The organism is Lysinibacillus odysseyi 34hs-1 = NBRC 100172, assembly GCF_001591965.1.
Lineage (GTDB): Bacteria > Bacillota > Bacilli > Bacillales_A > Planococcaceae > Lysinibacillus_B > Lysinibacillus_B odysseyi.
The window spans coordinates 66,890-88,962 of record NZ_BCVX01000010.1 but is presented as its reverse complement, the minus strand read 5'-3'; the positions used below and the strand labels follow the sequence as shown (position 1 = coordinate 88,962).

The 22,073-nt window shown below is 40.6% G+C and carries 15 protein-coding genes; 11 read left to right on the top strand and 4 right to left on the bottom strand.

Annotated elements, in window-relative coordinates; genetic code table 11:
* Positions 1-48: 48 nt before the first annotated feature.
* The 9 genes from BOD01S_RS16280 to BOD01S_RS16235 all read left to right on the top strand — a co-directional run bounded on the left by BOD01S_RS16280 (position 49) and on the right by BOD01S_RS16235 (position 12,623).
* On the top strand, positions 49-3,147 hold the full coding sequence (locus tag BOD01S_RS16280) for a hypothetical protein (RefSeq protein ID WP_036152768.1): 3,099 nt from the start codon (positions 49-51) through the stop codon (positions 3,145-3,147).
* 256 nt (positions 3,148-3,403) lie between these two features.
* On the top strand, positions 3,404-4,123 hold the full coding sequence (locus BOD01S_RS16275; protein WP_036152764.1) for a YebC/PmpR family DNA-binding transcriptional regulator: 720 nt from the start codon (positions 3,404-3,406) through the stop codon (positions 4,121-4,123).
* A gap of 156 nt (positions 4,124-4,279) precedes the next feature.
* Positions 4,280-6,025 (top strand): methyl-accepting chemotaxis protein, encoded by a 1,746-nt coding sequence (locus BOD01S_RS16270; protein ID WP_036152761.1) that lies wholly within the window; start codon positions 4,280-4,282, stop codon positions 6,023-6,025.
* 221 nt (positions 6,026-6,246) lie between these two features.
* Positions 6,247-7,989: a methyl-accepting chemotaxis protein gene (locus tag BOD01S_RS16260; RefSeq protein ID WP_036152757.1), complete on the top strand. Its 1,743-nt coding sequence runs from the start codon at positions 6,247-6,249 to the stop codon at positions 7,987-7,989.
* A gap of 195 nt (positions 7,990-8,184) precedes the next feature.
* The gene (locus tag BOD01S_RS16255) at positions 8,185-9,879 is read left to right on the top strand and encodes a M3 family oligoendopeptidase (RefSeq protein ID WP_036152755.1); all 1,695 of its coding nucleotides are present in this window, start codon (positions 8,185-8,187) and stop codon (positions 9,877-9,879) included.
* Between the two features lie 156 nt (positions 9,880-10,035).
* Positions 10,036-11,115, top strand: coding sequence for an AI-2E family transporter (locus BOD01S_RS16250; RefSeq protein ID WP_036152754.1), 1,080 nt, complete (start codon positions 10,036-10,038; stop codon positions 11,113-11,115).
* A 165-nt stretch (positions 11,116-11,280) separates the two neighbouring features.
* The gene (locus BOD01S_RS16245) at positions 11,281-11,742 is read left to right on the top strand and encodes a hypothetical protein (protein WP_036152753.1); all 462 of its coding nucleotides are present in this window, start codon (positions 11,281-11,283) and stop codon (positions 11,740-11,742) included.
* A 13-nt stretch (positions 11,743-11,755) separates the two neighbouring features.
* Positions 11,756-12,004, top strand: coding sequence for a hypothetical protein (locus tag BOD01S_RS16240; protein ID WP_036152752.1), 249 nt, complete (start codon positions 11,756-11,758; stop codon positions 12,002-12,004).
* Positions 12,005-12,020: 16 nt separating this feature from the next.
* Positions 12,021-12,623 carry an alpha/beta hydrolase gene (locus tag BOD01S_RS16235; protein ID WP_036152751.1) on the top strand — a complete coding sequence of 201 codons (603 nt, stop codon included), beginning with the start codon at positions 12,021-12,023 and terminating at the stop codon, positions 12,621-12,623.
* A 93-nt stretch (positions 12,624-12,716) separates the two neighbouring features.
* Here BOD01S_RS16235 and BOD01S_RS16230 read toward each other — a convergent pair whose 3' ends face one another.
* The 4 genes from BOD01S_RS16230 to BOD01S_RS16215 all read right to left on the bottom strand — a co-directional run bounded on the left by BOD01S_RS16230 (position 12,717) and on the right by BOD01S_RS16215 (position 18,164).
* On the bottom strand, positions 12,717-14,831 hold the full coding sequence (locus BOD01S_RS16230) for an MMPL family transporter (protein ID WP_036152742.1): 2,115 nt from the start codon (positions 14,829-14,831) through the stop codon (positions 12,717-12,719).
* 97 nt (positions 14,832-14,928) lie between these two features.
* Positions 14,929-15,945: an inorganic phosphate transporter gene (locus BOD01S_RS16225; RefSeq protein ID WP_036152740.1), complete on the bottom strand. Its 1,017-nt coding sequence runs from the start codon at positions 15,943-15,945 to the stop codon at positions 14,929-14,931.
* Between the two features lie 18 nt (positions 15,946-15,963).
* Positions 15,964-16,584 carry a DUF47 domain-containing protein gene (locus tag BOD01S_RS16220; RefSeq protein ID WP_036152738.1) on the bottom strand — a complete coding sequence of 207 codons (621 nt, stop codon included), beginning with the start codon at positions 16,582-16,584 and terminating at the stop codon, positions 15,964-15,966.
* Between the two features lie 419 nt (positions 16,585-17,003).
* Positions 17,004-18,164 carry a class I SAM-dependent methyltransferase gene (locus BOD01S_RS16215; protein WP_036153014.1) on the bottom strand — a complete coding sequence of 387 codons (1,161 nt, stop codon included), beginning with the start codon at positions 18,162-18,164 and terminating at the stop codon, positions 17,004-17,006.
* 438 nt (positions 18,165-18,602) lie between these two features.
* Between BOD01S_RS16215 and hflX the strand changes: the two genes are divergently transcribed.
* Together hflX and BOD01S_RS16205 are read left to right on the top strand one after the other, a co-directional pair.
* Complete coding sequence (gene hflX / locus BOD01S_RS16210; RefSeq protein ID WP_036153011.1) at positions 18,603-19,871, top strand: GTPase HflX; 1,269 nt, start codon at positions 18,603-18,605, stop codon at positions 19,869-19,871.
* Between the two features lie 612 nt (positions 19,872-20,483).
* On the top strand, positions 20,484-21,968 hold the full coding sequence (locus tag BOD01S_RS16205; RefSeq protein ID WP_036152736.1) for a peptide MFS transporter: 1,485 nt from the start codon (positions 20,484-20,486) through the stop codon (positions 21,966-21,968).
* Positions 21,969-22,073 lie beyond the last annotated feature (105 nt).

Sequence of the window (22,073 nt, the reverse complement as noted above, 5' to 3'; positions counted from 1 at the left end):
ACATGGCCATGCTTATGTTCAGCATGGCCGCTTACCAAGGAGGCAGTGATGAAAAAAATATTAGGGGTAATAATAGTTGTCGCGATACTGTTAGTGCCATGGCTGTGGCAGTTACTTCAACCAGCTGATGTAGTTAATGTAGCTATCATCGATACAGGGTCAAGTGATGGCCAAATGAAGGAACGAGCGGGAATTACAGAAATTCTGAACATTGCTCATGTGCAAAATAAAGAGGGTGAAAATTATGACCCATCTATTCAGTACTATGGCATATCAGTATCCGATCATAAGGAGGACATAGTCTATAAAGAGCTGCCGATGCGTTATGATACATACGATATGATTTATCTTTCCAATACGTACGGATTGAATGAATCAGAGCTGGCATGGGGGGACAAGCAATCGACAAGAACATTGTATGGAGGGCTTTCAAATAGCGCCTGGCGCAATATCGAAACTCGTCTTGACCAGACCTCCCCTGTCACATTAATAGTGGAGAATGATAACTTATCTGTTCATACAAGTGAAGAGGTGCGAAAGGAGTTGGCAGCAACCCTTGGTATTTCCTACAGCGGCTGGAAGGCGAAGTATTTCAAAGACTTGGCCAAATGGAAGCCTGCGCTAAAAGGAAGCGGAACCGTCTTCTATAATGAGGCAAGCAAACAGTCAGTCATCCTGGAAGATACTTCTGATGTGAGAATGAAGACTACATCTGCCGGGGAAGCACTATTCGGGTTTACTGAATCAAAACCTTACACAGGCTGGTTCGATATTTCCGAAGCAGAAAAATCTGAAGAGCTTGCCTATTTTGAAATGAATTTAAGCAAAGAGGATAAGGCAAAGCTTGCTGAACACCATATTCCATCTACCTTTGCTGCGGTCACATATAAGAAGGAAGGATCAAGCAAGCTGTATTATTTTGCCGGTAATTTCTCTAAAAAAGAGAAATCAGCTTCCATCCCTTATTTTAAAGGCTATGTGACGCTGCAAAGATGGGTATCGGACGAGAAATTTTATTGGCATACTTATTATGCTATGATGAAGGGCATTTTAGAGGAAACAAGCCATACGGAAGCAATTACTGAAACACCGGTCTCCGTAGCGCCTGTAAAGGTGGAAGGTTTGTCTTATAATGCACGTCTAAACAAAGATCGCTATGAAGTATTGGTAGATGGGAAATGGCAGTCTATTACGATTAAAGGTGTAAATATTGGTATGGCTCGTCCCGGTGTTTTCCCTGGTGAAGCAGGCATCTCGGAGGAAGAGTACGCCCGGTGGTTTGAGTATATTGGAGAGATGGGGGCCAATACAATCCGTGTATATACACTGCATCCGCCCGGTTTTTATAAAGCGTTAAAGAAATATAATGAAACACATGAGAACCCGCTCTATGTATTTCATGGTGTATGGATTGATGAGGAACCTCTAGAGGACGCCCTGGATGTCTATGGGGAGCCGACAGAACAATTCCAAATTGAAATTGCCCGTATTATCGATGTCATTCATGGGAATGCCACTATAGAACAAAAGCCGGGACATGCCTATGGAAATTATACCGCTGATATCTCTCCTTATGTTATTGGCTGGATGCTTGGTATTGAGTGGTATCCATATATGGTGGAAGGGACAAATGAAAAGCATGCTGGTAAGGCACAGCATGATGGTCAGTACTTTTCAACAAAAGACGCGGCACCATTTGAAATATGGCTGGCGGAGCAGCTGGAATATACAGCACACTATGAGGCGGATAATTACGGATGGATCCGTCCGTTCAGCTTTACGAACTGGGTGACAACGGATTTGCTTGACCACCCTTATGAACCAAGTGAACAGGAGGATTATGCATCAGTTAATCCAAATGTCATCTATGTTGAAAATGAGGCAGAATCGGTAGGACAGTTTGCTTCATATCATGTCTATCCGTATTATCCTGATTTTTTAAATTACACGCCGAAATATGTTAACTATAAAGATTTCCGGGGAGAGAAGAACAACTATGCCGGTTATTTAAATGATTTGCATGCGGCGCATCGTTTGCCTGTCCTCATTTCGGAATTCGGTATTCCGGCTTCCAGGGGTTTAACACATGTCAATCCGTTCGGATGGAATCAAGGTTTTATGGCAGAGGATGAACAGGGGAAAATCCTTGTACGGCTATATGAAGATATTCTGAATGAAGGTATGCTGGGGGGGCTGGTCTTTACTTGGCAGGATGAATGGTTTAAGCGTACTTGGAATACGATGGATCTAGATAATCCGGATCAGCGTCCTTATTGGTCAAATGCCCAAACAAACGAGCAGCAGTTCGGTATCTTAAGCTTCGACAGGCTGAAGAAGAAGGTAGATGGTGATACATCCGACTGGTTCGGGCAGGAGCCTTTATATAAGTCGGATAGTGAAATAGAAAAAATGTATGTCGATTCGGATGAGCGTTATTTATATCTCCGGTTGGATATGAATCAAACGCAATTTAATAAAGACTACTATCCAGTCATCTATTTGGATACTGTAGCTGGTCAAGGAAATACAACATATAACGGGCAAAAACTACCTGCAGAAGCAGACTTTATCATTGAGCTCAAAGGGGATGAAGAAAGCCGGGTACGTGTGGATGCCTATTATGATATGTATCAGTATATATATGGCCATCAATTGAACATGATCGACTTCAAGGGACAGCGTCAAAAGAACACAGGTCAATTCAATAACATTTATTTTGCCTTAAATAAGGAAATGACAATTCCTATCTTGAATAAACATTATGACTTTGTCTCATACGAAACAGGGAAAATGCGGCGGGGAAATGCAAATCCGGCAAGCGATCAGTATGATTCTTTGGCTGATTATCAAATCAATGAAACAGATGGTGTGATTGAAGTACGGATTCCTTGGCTGATGTTAAACATAACAGATCCATCAAGACGTGAGGCGTGGAGTGATCTATATGCCAATGAAGAGCTGTCATATGAAATAATAAAGGGAATAGGAATCGGGGCGATAATAATGAAAGATGGCAAGGAGGGGGCCCGTCTTCCTGCAAACGAAGTATCTCGATATAAATGGGATACGTGGACATTCCCTGAAAGCAAGGAACGTCTAAAAGAATCCTATTATATTCTGAAAGAAAAATTTCAGTCCGTTAAATAATAAAAAGCGAAGTATTTCTATGATTTACTTGTAAATAAACCGTTAAAAGGGTAACTATTGTGAGTTAGAGATGACAAACTAGTTTTATAATGAGTTAGTTGGGCTGGCGGCTCGTACAAATGATTATGAAGGGTTGTAATTCAATATACGGGCAGATATTTTGGTGAACAATCTTTTATAAACCGCCTCTTTTTAGGTATAATAGTTAAGTTACAAATAAGTTTGTATTTTATTTAAATTGAAAGAGAGTGAAAATATGGGTCGTAAATGGAATAATATTAAGGAAAAAAAGGCTTCTAAAGATGCAAGTACTAGTCGTGTTTATGCGAAATTCGGCCGTGAAATTTATGTAGCGGCTAAATCCGGCGAGCCAAATCCAGAATCGAACCGTGCTTTGAAAACTGTATTAGAGCGTGCGAAAACATATTCAGTACCAAAACATATTATTGAAAAAGCAATCGACAAAGCAAAAGGCGGCGGCGATGAGCAATTTGATGAACTGCGTTATGAAGGGTTCGGTGTCGGCGGCACAATGGTCATCGTGGATGCACTAACGAACAATGTAAACCGTACAGCCTCTGAAGTCCGTGCAGCTTTTGGGAAAAACGGAGGGAATATGGGTGTAAGTGGTTCGGCTGCTCATATGTTTACTTCTACTGCTGTATTCGGAATAGAAGGAAAAACAGAGGATGAAATTTTAGAAATCCTGATGGAAGCAGATTTAGATGCGCGCGATATTATGGATGAAGAAGGAACGATTATTGTCTACACGGAGCCTGATCAATTCCATGCAACGCAGGAAGCTTTCAAGGAGGCAGGTATTGAAGAGTTTTCTGTAGCGGAGCTTACAATGCTTCCAATGACAGAAGTAGCACTAACAGGTGATGATTTAGCTAAATTCGAAAAAATGATAGATGCACTGGAAGATTTAGAAGATGTTCAACGTGTTTATCATAATGCGGATTTAGGGGAATAGTAACAGAAAAAGAGGCTTTCTTACTAATTATATGTGAGAAAAGCCTTTTTTTCATTCATTAAAAGAAATAGTATTTTAGTTAGGGCTAAAAAATTGCATAATAAGATTTGCTATAACAATATATTAGCAGGAAATAATAAGTAAAGAGGGGTAAGAATGAAGAAAAAAAAGCTGGCAAATCGAATAATTGTAAGTGCTATTATAATTTTCATTATAATGCTTGGGATAAATAGCTTTTTAATGTTCTACAATTCCAAAGAGACGGTACAGGCAGCGGTCGGTGAACAGACAATGTCCGCTGCGAAAAACATGCTGAACTACATGGATATAGAAAAATATGAGGAATTAGTAAATAATCCTGAGGAAAATGATATATATTGGGAGCTTCGCGAAGAATTAAATGAGCTGCGCGGAAAAGCGGGAGTTCTCTATGCTTATACATATTTTGTACCGGAAGAAGGACAGAAGGTAAAGTTCCTTGTAGATGGTATGCCTGTTGATGATAAAGAAAATGCTGCTTCATTAGGTGAAGAATCTGGAGCGACAACATATGAACATTTAAAGCGGGCCATGGATAAAGGCGGCTATTATTCAGACGTATTATCGAGTGAATACGGTGAGTTTGTGTCTGGGTTTGTTCCAATACAGAATAAAGAGGGGAAAATCATTGGCTTTTTAGGAGTAGATATTGATGCCTCTTATGTGAAGGACATTACAAGTGATATCGCCAAGGACGTGCTGCCAAGTATGGTGGGTATTTTCTTAGTGATTATTTTAATCGCTCTTGTTTTAATGTTCTACTATATTAACTCATCACTTAAACCGCTTGATTATTTGACGAAATCATCGGAACAGCTGGCGGAAGGAGATTTGAAAGGTGCCAAGGCGGTTATTTCAGAAGTTCAATTGAAGTCAGATAATGAAATCACGGCATTTACAAAAGCATTCTCCAATACAATTGACAGCCTATCTGCTACTTTTGAAGTTGTTCATGAAAAGACGGATAATCTAGGACAAGTAGTAATGGACATGAATGATGCTTCCGGCCAAGTTGGTCATTCAAGTACAGCAATTGCGGAAAGCATGAATGGGATTGCAGCCAGCAGTAAGCAGCAAAAAGGCAGCAATGATGAGGTGATGCTTGCAATGAATGAAATGGCAGTCGGCATCCAGCGTCTCGCTGATACGACAAACGCCATGGCTGAATCGTCAAATGAAATGACTGCACTTGTTGAATCAGGAGTGAAAAATTCCGAGGAAGTAATTGACCAGATTCAAAATGTGGAAAGCTCTGTAGTCCGTACATCAGAACACGTACGGGAAATGGGGGAGAAATTCACGGCGATCAGTGAAATGGTTGGTGTTATTACAAGTATTGCCGACCAAACGAACCTTCTCGCGCTAAATGCAGCAATTGAAGCAGCCCGTGCGGGAGAGGCCGGGAAAGGATTTGCGGTAGTGGCAGATGAAGTGCGCAAGCTTGCTGAATTATCCAGAGGATCTGCGGATGAAATTCATAAACAGCTGCAGCTGTTTATGCATATTGCTGATCGTGCACTTAAAGAAATGGATATGAGTACAGCGGAAGTGAAAGCAGGCAGCTTGGCTGTTGCTACAATTGGCGAGAAGCTTTCTGGTATTCTTCTTTCGGTAGAGCAGGTAAATGAACAGGTACAGGATGATTCAGCAGTAATTGAACAAATGTCTGCAAGTGCACAACAAATTCTCGCTTCGACAGAGCAGATGAACCATTTAGTAACAAATACAATGGAAAGAACACAACATGTTGCCTCTTCGACAACAGTTCAAGTAGAGATAGTGGAACGTTTGAATGCGGTAGTCAAGCATCTAGAGGAAACTTCGCGGGAAGTAGAAAAGGAAATTGAAAAGTTTACACTCTAAAATGTGACCGGATATCTATCTTCAGAAAGTTCTAGCATGATTAATAGAAAGAAAAGGCCTGCCTATATACAGAAGATGTATATAGGCAGGCTTTTGTGGTGTAAGTCCAAATTTCTCTCTTTAAGTAGTAAATTTGTCGAAAAATCTGTTGTGTATTTTATCCTTTATGTAATAATAGGAGAAAAGAAGCATTGGAAAAATAAAGGAACAGGGGTGATAAAATGGGTAAGCTGAAAACTATTCGGGGGAAATTATTGGTGTTTTCATTTTTGCTGTTTTTACTACCTAGTTTGATCATAGGTTTCGTCAGTTACATGCAGGCAAAAAAAGGGCTGGATGAACTAGGTGAAACTATTATAAAAAACAGCGTGGAGACTTCGCTGCAGCTTATTGAAGAGACAAATAAGGAAGTTGAAAACGGCAGTATTACACTAGAGGAAGCACAGGAGCGTGTAAAAACAACATTGATTGGTGAAAAGGGTGGAGAGGGGAAACGACCTCTATCTTATCCGGGTAATCTGGGCGAAAATGGATACATCTATATACTGGACCAGGAAGGAACACTAATCGGCCATCCAACGAGGGAAGGCGATAACTTATGGAACGATAAGGACAGCTCGGGCCAATACTTTATTCGTAAGGTAAAGGAACAGGCTTTAGCGGGCGGTGGTTTTACACATTACGATTTCGAGCTGCCAGGCCAAACGGAAGTAGCACCGAAGTTGATTTACTCGAAGGTAGATAAAAACTGGAATTGGATTATTGCCTCGGGAACATATATGCAGGATTTTAATGCTCCGGCAGCAGTTTTAGTAAAAGCAATTATCGTGACACTGCTTATTTCATTGGTATTAGGGGGAATAGCAACTATCATGTTCTCCAGACACCTGACAGCGCCTTTGAGAAGCTTATCGAGCCGTGTTGGACAAGTGGCAAATGGGAATTTGACCGTAGAATTAGATGATAGTAAGCGGCAGGACGAGGTAGGTATACTTAATAGAGGGTTCAATGAAATGGTCGGCCAGCTGAAGGTACTCATTTCAGGCGTAGAGCATACTATTGCGCAAATTCAAAATACCTCTACGAACTTAACGGCGGTAGCCGAGGAAACAACAGCTTTTGGTGAGGATATTGTAAAGTCGGCGACAGAAGTGGCAAATGGGGCATCCCAACAAGCAGCAGACGCTGAGGAAACAAGTAAGATTACACATCATATTGCACAGGAGATTGACCAGCTGCAAGATAAAAATAAGTCGATGCTCCATTCCTCTGAGGAAATGCGTACATCCAATAAAGAAGGATTGAATCATCTAGTTATATTAAAGGAGCGTTCGACAGAGTCTTATGAGCTTATTTCTTCCATGCAAGAAGTGCTTGAAAGCTTGATTGGAAAGGTACGGGAGATTGAAGGAATTGTAGGTACTATCAATGAAATTTCGGATCAAACGAATCTGCTCGCTTTAAATGCTTCTATAGAGGCTGCTAGAGCAGGGGAACATGGTAAAGGATTTGCAGTTGTAGCTGAAGAAGTGCGAAAGCTGGCAGATCAGACAAGTCAGGCAACCGATTTAGTACGAAATACATTGCAAGGAATTGAGACAGAGACAAAGCTTGTTACGAATGAGATGGCAAAAACTTTTACGATTGTACAAGGGCAGCATGAAGCAGTGGAAACGACAGAAAAATCCTTCAATGAAATTGAAAATGCTGTTGGAAATATTATGGAGTCGATTGAAGATGTCTCAAGAAGTATCCTGCAGTTGAACGCTTCCAAAGATACAATGCTTTCATCCATTGAGCGAATTGCCCTCATCAGTGAAACAAATGCCGGCATGACAGAAGAGGTAACAGCTTCTGTCGACGAGCAGCAAAAGGCTATTCAGCTTGTGACAGATTCCTCGAATAACCTATCAGAAGAAATTCAAGGTCTTCAGGAATCCATTAAGAAATTTACAATTCGTTAAACAGCAAATGGGCAAGGGGAGAGACGTCCCTTTGCCCGTCTGCTCTTAGAAAACAAAAAGACATGGCGGAAATTCTGTACAGAAAGGGAAAGAGAAGAATAATACGGGTATGAAATGTTCTTTTTCTTGCAATCATTCAGAAAATGCTAAATAATGAAATTGCTATGTTCAAAGAGAAAAGCTGGGGGGAAAACTATGAAATTTACAGAATATGAATATAAACGTCCGGATCTTCCGGCTCTTAAGAAAGCGATACGTTCGTTGATCGAAGAATTTAAACAGGCACCGACTGTCGAGGAACAAAGTGAAGTAATTGAGAAAATCAATGCTTACCGCCGTGATTTCTCAACTCAATCCAACCTAGTGTATATTCGTGCTTCTATCGATACTACGGATGAATTTTATCAGAATGCCCGTGATGACATTGATGAAATGGCACCAGAACTAGATGAAGTCATCTCTGAGTATTATCAGGCACTTGTGGATTCTCCTTTCCGTGCAGCACTAGAAGAAAAGTGGGGTGCGCAGCTTTTTGCCCTAGCTGAAAATCAGATCAAGGGTTTTTCTCCTGCAGTCATTGATAAGATGCAAAAGGAAAATAAACTTGTTTCGGAATACAATAAGCTGGTAGCTTCTGCACAAATTGAATTTGACGGGAAGACACTAACACTTGCACAGCTTGCTCCGTATACTGAATCAACAGACCGGGCAGTACGAAAGGCGGCACGTGAAGCATCTGCAGATTTCTTTGCAGAGCATGTAGAGCAATTTGATGAGTTATTTGATCAGCTTATAAAAATCCGCCATGAAATTGCTACAACACTTGGCTACAAAAACTATGTAGAACTTGGCTACATTCATATGAACCGTATAGATTATAATGCAGAAATGGTAACAACATTCAGGGAACAAGTACGTCAATATATTGTTCCGCTTGTCTCCAAGCTTTATGAAAGACAAGCGAAGCGGATTGGTGTAGAAGACTTAAAGTTTTATGACGAAGGATTGGAGTTCCTTTCCGGCAATGCAAAACCAAAAGGGGATGCGGACTGGATTGTGGAAAATGGCAAGAAAATGTATGAGGAACTGTCTCCGGAGACGGCTGAGTTCTTTAACTATATGCTTGACCACGATCTGATGGATCTTGTTGCGAAAAAAGGGAAGGAATCGGGTGGCTACTGCACATTCATCGAAAACTATGATTCGCCATTCATCTTCTCGAATTTCAATGGAACATCAGGTGATATCGATGTCTTAACACATGAAGCAGGTCATGCTTACCAAGTATATGCATCTCGGAATATCGGCATCCCGGAATATTTATGGCCGACATATGAATCGGCTGAGATTCACTCGATGAGCATGGAATTCTTCACATGGCCATGGATGGAGCTGTTCTTTAAGGAGGATACAGAGAAGTATAAATTTGGCCATTTGAGCGGAGGGCTGATCTTCCTGTCTTATGGAGTAGCGGTTGATGAATTCCAGCACATTGTATATGAAAATCCGGAAATGACACCGGCAGAGCGAAAACAGGCTTGGAAGGAAATAGAAGCGAAATATTTACCACATCGTGACTATGATGGCCATCCATATTTGGAGTCAGGCGGTCTATGGCAGCGTCAAGGTCATATTTATGCAAGTCCATTCTATTATATTGATTATACATTGGCTCAAATTTGTGCATTCCAGTTCTGGAAACGTTCGCGTGAAGACTTTGAAGGCGCTTGGAAGGATTATATTCATTTATGCAGTCTTGGCGGTTCCCTGCCATTCACAGGCCTTGTTAAAGAAGCAGGTCTTATTTCTCCATTTGAGGAAGGCTGTGTAGAATCGGTAATCGGTGTAATAGAGGATTATTTAAACAGCATTGATGATACAAAACTATAAATAAAAAGAGTGCCGTCCTATTAGATCATCTTATAGGGCGGCTCTTTTGTGAGGAAGAAGTGATACTAATTTTCTTTTCTGCTGTGACACCTTTTTGTGTAAATAAGCGTATATAGATTTATAATAAAAGAGAGGTAAGAAAGGAAGTGAAGGAAATTGACAAAAAAGCTATGGTTTCAAACCGGTGTGGGAATTTTAATAGGACTTTTAATTGTAAAATATTTTATAGAAATTAAAGGGATTTTTAATCCACTGGTCATCATTTTAAAAACTATTTTTATCCCTTTATTATTAGGGGGAGTTCTCTATTATGTAACGGAGCCTATTCAGCGCGTACTGGAGAAACGGGGATTACCGAGATGGGGAAGCATTACAACCATTCTGATCCTGCTGACAGGAATAGTGACAAGTCTTTTACTGATGATTGGTAATCCAATTGCTACACAGGTAAATAATTTGGTGGAAAATGCCCCATCCATTGCGAAAAATATTCAGGATACAGCAGATTATGTGATGGACAATAAAGACAATTTACCTCCGCAGCTGGAAGACTTTGTGGAGTCTATTTCTAATTCCATCCAGTCAATCGCTGTAAAGGGAAGCACCTGGATAGTATCCTTCATCAGCGGAGCCGTATCAGCTACATTTACATTAATATTGGTACCATTCTTTTTTATCTTCATGCTAAAAGATCACGAAAAGTTTGCTCCTAATATTTATAAAATCTTTACAGGGAATCGCCGCACATGGGTTAAAGATACGCTGGAGGATATCGACGGTGTTCTTCGCAGCTATGTTCAAGGACAAGTAATTATCAGCTCACTGCTCGCATTGATGATGTTTATTGGCTATTTAATTATTAAGCTTGATTATGCGCTGTTGCTAGCGATTTTCTCTTTCTTTATGAATATGATTCCATTTATCGGTCCATGGGTATCGCTCGTGCCGGCTGTTGTAGTGGCACTTGTTCAGAAACCGGTGCTGGTTATTTGGGTAGGAGTCGTGACGCTGGTAGCCCAACAGATAGAAAGCAATCTTATTACACCGAATATTATGGGGAAAACGCTGGATATTCATCCGCTTACGGTCATATCGCTCGTATTAGCAGCAGGTAATATTGCAGGCTTTATCGGTATTTTGATCGCTATTCCTACATATGCCGTATTGAAGGCTATTGTCATCAATATTTATGAGGAACGAAAGAAAATTAAAGAAGCTGCCACAAAGACCGTATAATAGAAGGAAGCATGTAACAAGGCATGCTTCTTTTTTATTACATAGGGAAGGATTCATCCTTTGATTTATCACTTCCGATAATGTGCATCTTAATCATTTACTGTAGCGCTAAAGTTTTTTTCCTATGTTATACTATTTGCGAAAAGAATTATAAAGGAGCGTTTTATGCTAACATTTGAACAAAAACAGGCAATCATTGAGGAATTTCCACAGCTGACGAAGAAAGAAATCTCATTGAAACGTTTAAACTATCACTTTGAAGAAAGCTTGTACGAAAAAACGATTGTCGTGGAAAAATTGCACCCAAATGGCAATGGGTTCGTATTTATCGGCGATTTATTAAAATATGAAAAAGAAGCAACGGATAAGGGACTTGTAAATATTCGCGATTACTCTGCGGAGGCGCTGCGGGAAATTATCGGTGATTCTATTGATTATTTATCAGAAGAATTCGATGATGAGCCGGTTATTGAAGTATGGAGCGATCGGATGCAGACAAAGCTTGAACTCGTTTATGATAACCGTGTTTGGAATATATATCATAAGGAAAATTTAGAAGAGTCATTTGGTACACGTGAAGCGGCGGTTGACTACTTACGCGAAGAAGGTTTCCGACCTGCCAAATAAAGGGGGATTAGGGATGAAGAAGGGTATGAGTGGTAAGAAAATGGCGGGGATTATTATCGGTTCTATTATTGCAGCATCACTGGTAGCAGTAATCTTCATTACCGTTTTCTATAACACGTATGATCCGTCTAAGTACGGGCGAAATAATGGGGGTATAGATGAAAATAATAAGGGGGTGCCTAAGACAGAAGAAATCGATGAACAATCCGTTCCTTTGACGAATATACAAGATCGGTCTATAATTATCTCAAATTCGAGATAATAAGGAGCGTGGTTACGTGCAACATATATTTGAAAAAGGCAAAAAGGAAATAACATTGTTATTATTGCATGGAACAGGTGGAACAGAACACGATCTAATAGGCCTCGCTAAAGAGATTGACGCGGAAGCAAATATTTTAAGTATTCGGGGGCAAGTAATGGAGCAGGGAATGCCGCGTTTCTTCCGCCGTCTCGCTGAGGGAGTCTTCGATATGGAAGATCTTCGCTTTCGTACAGATGAACTGCTGGCATTTATTAAAGAAGCTGCAGTACAATACGGTTTTGATCTAGATAAAGTCGTAGCAATCGGCTATTCAAACGGTGCCAATATTGCGGGCAATTTATTGTTCCGTCATCAAGGAAGCTTGGCAGGTGCCATTCTCCATCACCCAATGGTGCCGGACCGGGAAGCGACTATCCCTGATTTGACGGGTACACAAGTATGGATTGGCGCAGGAACGAATGATTTCATGTGTTCACCACAGGAATCAGAGGAACTAGAGCAGCTTCTTACAAAGGCAGGGGCGAATGTTCAGGTTGGGTGGTTTGAATACGGTCATCAATTGACAATGGATGAAGTTCAAGCAGCTAAAGTTTGGTATGAAGCAACATTCCGTTAAAAAAGAGGGCTATCCAGCTGGATAGCCCCCTTATTGCTTAGTAAATAGCTGCTGAAAATCTTTGTTTCTACTGTAGGAACAGCCTAATAGGCATTAGGGGCGCTTCCGTTTTACAAATGGCAGCCACCAGTTCCAGTCTCCGAACAACTTCATAAGGCTTGGCACGAGCATTAAACGAATGATGGTAGCATCAATGGCAATGGCGATCGCGATACCGACACCAAGCTGTTTTACCGTTGTAACATCAGTGAACGCAAATGCTCCAGTAATGACAATCATAATGAGCGCAGCTGATGTGATGATTTTCGAGGTAGAAACAAGGCCGTCAATCGTTGCTTTCGTATTTTCTGCACCCTTATCATATTCCTCTTGAATCCGGGAAATTAGGAATACTTCGTAATCCATGCTTAGTCCAAACACAAGACAGAAAACAAGGACAGGAATGATGAGGGCAAGTGTCGACTCGGGCATCCCTAAATGTCCATACTGGAACATATATACAAGAATGCCGAATGTGGAACCGAGACCTAGAATATTCATCAGGATAGCCTTTAGTGGAATCAAAATGGACTTAAAGGCAATCATTAAAATAATAAATGTTGTGAAGATAATAATAGCTACAGCTATTCCGATTTTATCTGCAATTTCATCAAAGATTTCCTGGTTGAAAGCTGCCTGTCCCCCAACTAAAAAATCAACGCCTAAATCTTTATCTTTCCATTTCCGTATAAAATCCTGCGCTTCACTCGTATCACTTTTTGTATCAAGTTCAGCTATGATATACATTTTGTCATCCTGTATAAAATTTTCTGCTACAGCATCCAGTAAACCGGCAGTCTGCGGATTAGCCTTTGCTGCTTCCCACATCTCAACAGAGTCAATATCGGCTGCTGTAAATACGGAAGTTATAGAAGCAACAAGTGGTTCATCAGCTAGCTGTTCCTGAATATTCATGATTTTCTCCAGCCCAGCCGGCTCTCCCCACCCGTCTTTACGTTCTGCTAATAAAAAGACGGCCGTTTGTTTACCGAGATCAAATTCATCGACGAGTACATCGTATGTTTCACGGGAATCGTAAGAAGATGGAAGCACATCGACAGAAGGGATAGTCAGTTCGATATCCTTAATCGGAATCATGGCTGCCGCTAAAAGCAATACAGCAATAAAAATAATTTTGATAGGGTTTTTTATAACAAACGAAGCAAAACTTTGCCAACGGCCAGCAGCTGGTTTTACACGAATCAGCCTCCATTTGTTCAACCGGTCGCCAAGGACGACGAGTAATGCAGGCAGGAGTGTAAGTCCTGTTATGACAGCAAATAATACAGCAATGAAGCCGCCAAGTGCAATATTTTGGAATATCTCTACATTAATAATTATCATCGAGCCGAGCCCAATCATAACACAGAGAGCAGAGAAAATAATCGATTTCCCCGCTGTACGGATGGCAGTCTGTACAGCTTCAGCGATGGAAGTTTGCTCTCTTTCTTCACGGTATCTGTTAATAAATAAAAGAGAAAAATCAATGCTTAATGCTAAACCTAGCATTGGTACAATATTCATGACGAAAATCGATAAATCAATGCTTCCGCCAAATAATGCAAGTAGCCCAAAGGCGATGACAACGGTCACTGCACCGATAATGACCGGTAAAAGGGCAGAGACGACCGTACCGAATGCAAGCAAAAGAACGATGAGAGCGATTGGAAGTCCAATAGCTTCTGCCTTCATTAAATCCTTTTGACTCGCTGTGTTTGTATCTTTTGAAATAACAGGAGCCCCGGTAATGGATACGCCTTTTTCTCCTGCAAGAACCTCTCGCAGCTCATCGACAATGACAAAGTAATCTTGATCTGTCTGCTCAAGCTCTAACGTGGCGTATGCCAAGTCATCTTTATTGAAATTTTCCTCATCAACAGGGGAAATGACATGACGGATTCCCTCTACCTGTCCGAGCTTTTTGAGTGTCTGCTCAATATCGGATGCCGATTTCTGTTCAAATAAAACGAAAATAGTAGCTGCAGGAAGTCCAAATGTTTCAGATAGTTCCTCGTTCACCCGATTATAATCGCCATCAACGGAAAAACCATCTCCTTGTAGCTTAGATGGAAGTTGAAGAGCAAAAAAGGCCATTATAATAAGGGCTATTACCCAAAATGCAACAATGGATTTTGAAAATGTAGTTACAAATTTTGCTAGGGCTTGCACAATAGCACCGCCTTTCCCATATTTATGTTTCGATTCTATTATTAGAATAGCATAATAGAAAAAAACCGGACTACCTTAAAGTAATCCGGTTTAGATATTAGAAAATAAAGTGCAGTATTGTATAGAAGATAGCTCCCATCACTGCAGAAATAGGAATCGTGATGACCCATGTAACGACCATTTTACGAGCTGTGCCCCAGCGGACACCTTTGACACGCTGCGCTGATCCAACACCCATAATAGCTGAAGAAATAACATGTGTTGTCGATACAGGAAGATGAATAAGCGTTGCGCCGAAAATGACTGTAGCAGATGATAAATCTGCTGCTACCCCATTTATAGGGCGAATTTTCATAATCTTACCGCCGACTGTTTTGATGATTTTATAGCCGCCGATTGAAGTCCCTAATCCCATCGCTGTCGCACAGGCTATACGAACCCAGCCTTGCACGTCGTCCCCTGATTGAAGTCCGGCTGCAATGAGAGCCATAGTAATAATACCCATTGCCTTTTGGGCATCATTTGTACCATGTGTGAAAGATTGAATAGCGGCCGTGATAATTTGGAAAATACGGAAGCGCTTATTCGCTTTATAAAGATTACGGTTTTTAAAAATGATTTTAAAAATTGACATTACACAAAAGCCGACTGTCAGGGCGATGATAGGAGATAAAATAAGAGCCTCTAAGATTTTTAAAAAGCCCGCGTAGTTCAAAATTCCAAATCCGGACGCCCCGATGGCAGCACCAGCAAGCGAACCGATCAGCGTATGAGAGGAACTTGACGGGATACCGTAGTACCAAGTTAGAAGGTTCCAGGTAATCGCTGAACAAAGGGCACCTAAAATGACAATTGACCCCGTTACATCACCGTCAAAAGTATTTAACGAAAATGGGTCAACAATGTCGCTGGCGATGGCTTTTGCTACTCCAACAAATGTCAGCGCTCCGATAAAATTCATCGTTGCGGCCATCAGTACGGCAACACGAGGCTTTAAGGCACGTGTTGACACAGAGGTTGCAATGGCATTTGCTGTATCATGAAAGCCATTGATGAAATCAAATGCTAAAGCAAAAATAACGACTAAAATCGTAATTAAAAATATAGTGTCCATTTATGAAGTCTCCCGCTATTACGCGTTACGCATAATGATAGTTTCAATCGTATTTGCGACATTCTGGCAGTAGTCGGCAATTTCTTCTAACTGTTCGTAAATGTCCTTGAATTTGATCAAGCGGATTGGATCCTTCTCATTTAAAAATAACTGCTTGATGGATGAACGAAGCACCTCATCACATTGTCGCTCGTAATCCTTTACCAAAATGGCGTGCTGACGCATACCTACTAAATCTTTCTTATTAAGCAAGTCCATTGCCTTTACGATTTCATCTGTAGATTTTGTAATGTAACCTAGGAAATCGCGCATGGATTGATCAATTTCAGTAAGAGAAAACATCTCGAAGTGCGCAATACATCCTTCCGTGCCGTCTAAAATGTCATCCATACGGATCGCGAGGGATAGGATGTCCTCACGCTCGATAGGAGTCATAAATGATTTGTTTAGCATGACAATTAAATCATGGATTAATTTATCACCGGCAGTTTCGTATTCCTTCATTTTAATACTGATTTCTTTTAAATCTGCAACTGTTTCAATGCGGAAGTCATTGGCATAGTGTACCGCTTCTTGCATATTTTCAGCAATTTTATGAAGGGACGAGAAGAAAGGATCTTGTTTTCTAGAATTGAACATGGAATTGCCTCCGTCTATATAAATGTGATTGTAGTAAAAATTAAACCTCAATTATCATAACAAAAACTTTAAAAAATCTATAGAATTATTCACTTGTTATTTTCAAACTTTACAATTCTGTAACATTTCCTGATAACTTTCTGCTAGCTATAGTAAGTTGAAATGAAGAATAAATACATTTTCAAACAGAAAAAACGGCTGTTTTAGCGAAAAAAACGTTAATTTGCTTATAATTTTCTATATTACAGCGTCTTCCCTAAAGCCTAACCAAGGAAACTCAATCGTATGCTGCTCCGCAAAATGGCAAGATACGGGGCTCTCTGCTGGTTGAGCTCGGTTCCTTCTCTAACGGTCAAAAAGTTAATATAGCGCTATAGTGCTTATCGAAAAAAGACGCTGAAGCGAGCGTCTTTACTTTCTCAGAGATAATCGTGTAATTCCGTTTGCAGAAATGGCTTTGCCTGCAATAACGTAGTAAAAGCCTCATAGCGGGCACGCTGCTCTTTCGTTCCTTTTTTTCCAGTATAATAGGCACGAATGAGTACGTTTTTAGGTGTATGCTCCATATCAATAAATTCTAGAAGCTGTGTATCGTATCCTACAAGTGATAACAGCTCTGCCCGGATCGAATCAGTTGCCAAAGAGGCAAAGCGTTCCCGAATTAAGCCGTGCTGCAGCATGATATCAAGTGTTGGGGCTTGTAGCTGGCGATTTAACTCATGCTGACAGCACGGGACACTTAAAATGACCTTAGCTCCCCATTTTACCGCTCGTGCCAGCGCCATATCTGTTGCTACATCGCATGCATGTAATGTTACCACCATATCAACGGACGTTTCTTCATTATAATCGCTAATATCTCCTACTAAAAACTCCAGGTCCTCGTAGCCAAGGTCAGCGGCAATTTGATTGCATTCTTCAATGACTTCCTTTTTCAGGTCTAGTCCTGTAACACGAATATTTAATCCCTTTTCCATTTTTAAATAGTGGTAAAGGGCAAAGGTTAAATAAGATTTCCCGGAGCCGAAATCCAGGATGCGAATAGTACGGTCCTTTGGCAAATAATCCAGAGAATCATCTATAAATTCGACAAACCGGTTGATTTGTCTGAACTTATCATATTTTTGTTTTTTAACCTTACCATCCTCTGTTTGCACTCCAAGACGGATAAGGAAAGGATAAGGGGTCATATCATCCAATAAATAATGCTTTTTTCTATTATGGGTTAAATTCACTTCTTTTATTGTTGTTTGCTTGTCTCCTTTCCAAAGAACTTTATTTTTTTTTGAAAGCTGTATATGAACAGTATGTTCAGTAAACTGTGCATGTATTTGCCGGAACTGTTCAAGTAACCGGTCAAAATGGCTGGCGAACTGCTCCAAAGGGATATTTTCATGCTTCAAAATTCGTTCATATTGATACTCTATCTGGATCGTATAGACGCCTTTCAACTCAATCGGCTTCAATTTTACCCGCTTCAGCTCGTTAGATTTCAGGCGTGGCTGGCTTATTGTAGCGTGTACAAGTGTTCTTTCCTCAAGCAGTGAGAGGAACTGCTTTTTCATTTGTTCAAAATCCATCATTTTCAACCTCTTTATTTAAAGTAATTTCAGTTTATCATACTGAAAGGATCACGTGTCATTTGGCGATTGGGAATAAAGAAGGGTAATTTTCCAGTCTTTCTGTCAGTTTCTCAAGGCAGCAAATATGCATTATGTAGCTGGGGGCGTTTAATGGGACAGCCTATATATATGGTTAGAAGCAAGTGCGGTTTTTAGACTGCGCATTGTATGAAATTGTCTCTGAATTTATTGACTGCCTTACAGTAGTGATAGCCGCAAATGTAGCTATTTATAAGCAAACCGGGGAAATAGAAATCGAATTTCCAAAAGTGTATCCGATACTTGAAATAAGAAGAATAAACAGGGATGCCCCAAATCCTTTTGAGGCTCCCCTTTTCTGTGTTACGATGTGGATAATTAGCACGTAGGAGGGATTTTGTGAACAATTTAAAGGATATTGAAATACTGCAGGAAAAGGGCGTTCTAGTTGGTGTCAATTTGCAAAGTGACAAACATTTCGATTATTCCATGGAAGAGCTGGCAAACCTGGCTGTAGCTTTAGATGTGGAAATAGCAGGATATGTGACACAAAACTTGGAGCGCGTTAATCCTTCCCATTACGTAGGTACCGGTAAAATTGAAGAAATCAAGGCATTTGTTGAGGAGAAGAACGCTAACATTGTTATTTTTAACGATGAATTATCACCGTCTCAAATTCGTAATTTGGAGCGGGATTTAGAATGTAAAGTAATCGACCGGACGATGCTTATTTTAGATATTTTCAGTCGCCGTGCGAAGACGCGGGAAGCTCAAATGCAAGTAGAGCTTGCCCAGCTGCAATATATGCTGCCTCGCCTGGTAGGGCTGCATGCTTCTTTATCCCGACAAGGGGGCGGTACGGGCGGAGGGTTTAAAAACCGTGGTGCCGGTGAAACAAAGCTTGAGCTGGACCGCAGGAAAATTGAAGATCAGATAGCCAAGCTGCGGCGGGAACTTGAGCAGGTAAAGGAACAGCGTGAAACACAGCGCAAGCAGCGACGTAAAAATGCTATGCCGGTTGTGTCGTTAGTAGGCTATACAAATGCCGGTAAATCCACTATTATGAATCAGCTTCTCGCAAAAATAGGGCAGGAGGATTCAAAGCGTGTATTTGAAAAGGACATGTTATTTGCCACGTTGGAAACATCAGTGCGAAATATTGAACTTTCCGACAACAAAACATTTCTCCTGACGGATACAGTTGGGTTTGTCAGCAAATTGCCTCACCATCTTGTAAAAGCCTTCCGTTCAACACTGGAGGAGGCACGCGATGCTGATCTTTTGCTTCATGTCGTAGATGTATCGAATGAAGAACATAGTTTTATGATTAACGTGACAAATGAGACATTAAAGGCTGTCGGGGTCGAAGATATTCCTACTATCTATGTATATAACAAATCAGACCTTGCAGGCGTTAAGTATCCACTTGTCAGCGGTGATAATGTATGGACTGCGGCAAAAGAAGGAGAAGGGCTAGACGAACTAGTGCAGATGATCAAGCAGCATATTTTTTCCAACTATGTTACGTGCAAAATGCTCATCCCTTATGATAAAGGAGGAGTTGTCTCTTATTTAAATGAGGCGGCCACCATTTTCAGCACTTCTTATGAGGAGGAAGGAACTCTTGTAGAACTTGAATTGAAAGAGGCGGATTTCCAGAAGTATGAACAATACGTTGTAAGTTAAGGAACAGCCTAAAAGTCTGCAGTTTAATAACGTCTCTCCTGCGGCAGTTCTTCAAGATAAGATTATCCAGTGAGAGAAGGCGCCTTTAAATAACTTTTTAGGCGCTTTCTTTTTTATCTCAGGAAATAAACTTGCGCCGGCTAGCTGTATGCGTAGCGGGGGTATTTACATCATATGTATGTATTTGTGAATCTCTGCTTTCCGTTTTATTAGGTAATCATCGCTAGTCATCCGTACAGCCAGCTTTAGGGAAAGGTAAAATCTATTCCTGTACTGGTAATTCATTCTATTTGAATAAACAGCCTAGGCATGTAATTAATCGTTATTCTGAGATAATTAAAATAGTCTGTAAATAGAGGAACAATGGGCGTTTTTTGGGTGGATTCTATTAATGAAAAAATGGGTAAAGAGGTTTGACCTGTAGCAAAAAGTCGTAAAAGTGACAGAAAATACTGAAAAAATTGACATTTCTAACATTATTAAAATACTTGCAAAATTCTTCTGAATCTTTTAATGTAATGAAGTATTATATTTCTGACACGGACAACTGTCTGTAATTTGAATTGTCAGATAAATGAAATATTATTTTAATATACGGAAGAAGGTATTTTCATGCTTAGCAAAGAAGAGATCGTCAAATCCGTACCACAAAAAGGCTTCATTGGGCATCCAAAAGGATTGTTCTCCTTATTCTTTACTGAATTTTGGGAACGTTTCTCATACTACGGAATGCGAGCCATTCTGATCTTCTACATGTACTATGCAGTAAAAGATGGTGGTTTAGGATTAGATCGTGAACAGGCGAACATTATCATGTCGATTTATGGTTCGTTAATTTATATGTCAGGGATTATTGGTGGTTGGATTGCCGACCGTATTTTAGGTACACAGAGAGCAGTGTTCTACGGCGGTATTATGATCATGCTTGGTCATATTGCGCTGTCGCTTCCTGGAGGGGTAACCGCGTTATACGCCTCAATGGTATTAATCATCATCGGTACTGGATTATTGAAACCGAATGTATCATCTGTAGTGGGTGATTTATATTCAGCAAATGACCCCCGCCGTGACTCTGGATTCTCTATTTTCTACATGGGAATTAATATGGGGGCATTCTTATCACCGCTTTTAGTAGGCTGGACACAAAAAGAATGGGGCTTCCATGCAGGGTTCGCTGTAGCGGCTGTTGGTATGTTCGTTGGCTTAGTTGTTTTCTGGGTGACAAAGAGAAACCTTGGGCTGGCTGGATCTCAGCCTACAAATCCTCTGCTTCCCGGTGAACGTAAAAAGACGTTTACAACTTTCGGTGTAGCAGCTATCGTAATTGCGATTATTGGAATCGTTACGTACATGACAGGCCATTTTACTATTGGTAACTTCTCATTATTAATTACGACTTTAGGGGTATTAATTCCTACAATCTTCATAGCTTATATGTACCGTAGTCCAAAGACGAATGCAGACGAGAAATCCCGTCTATTAGCTTATATTCCGTTGTTCATCTGTGCGGTTATGTTCTGGGCAATTCAGGAGCAATCGTCAACGATTTTAGCAACTTTTGTCGATACACGTACAAATTTGATGCTTGGCGATTTTAAAATAGAGCCGGCTTGGTTCCAATCATTGAACCCGCTCTTTATCATTACATTGGCTCCTGTATTTGCTTTCATCTGGGCAAAGCTTGGGGAACGTGGACCATCAACACCGAAGAAATTTGCACTTTCTCTATTCTTCGCGGGGGCTTCATTCCTTATCATGGTAGCAGCGATTCTTCTGACAGGAACGGGTGCTTTAATCAATCCGTTATGGGTTGTGCTTTCATTCTTCCTAGTCGTACTTGGTGAGCTTTTACTTTCACCGGTAGGATTATCTGCTACAACAAAGTTAGCACCTCAGGCATTTGCGGGTCAAACGATGGCTCTGTGGTTCTTAGCCTCAGCGGCTGCACAGGCTATTAATGCACAATTAGTGCGTATTTATGAATTGGTATCTGAAACTTCTTATTTCGGTGTACTTGGAGGAATATCAGTCTTCCTGGGTATTGTGCTTCTATTTATGAGCCCGATGATTTCACGTGCAATGCGTGGTATTAAATAAAAATAACTTATGGCTTAAGGCCATGCTCTTCCAGAGAAACGGTTTCGTTTCTCTGGTTTTTTTATAGAAAAAATGCTGCATAAGAAATATAAGTATCTGACTATT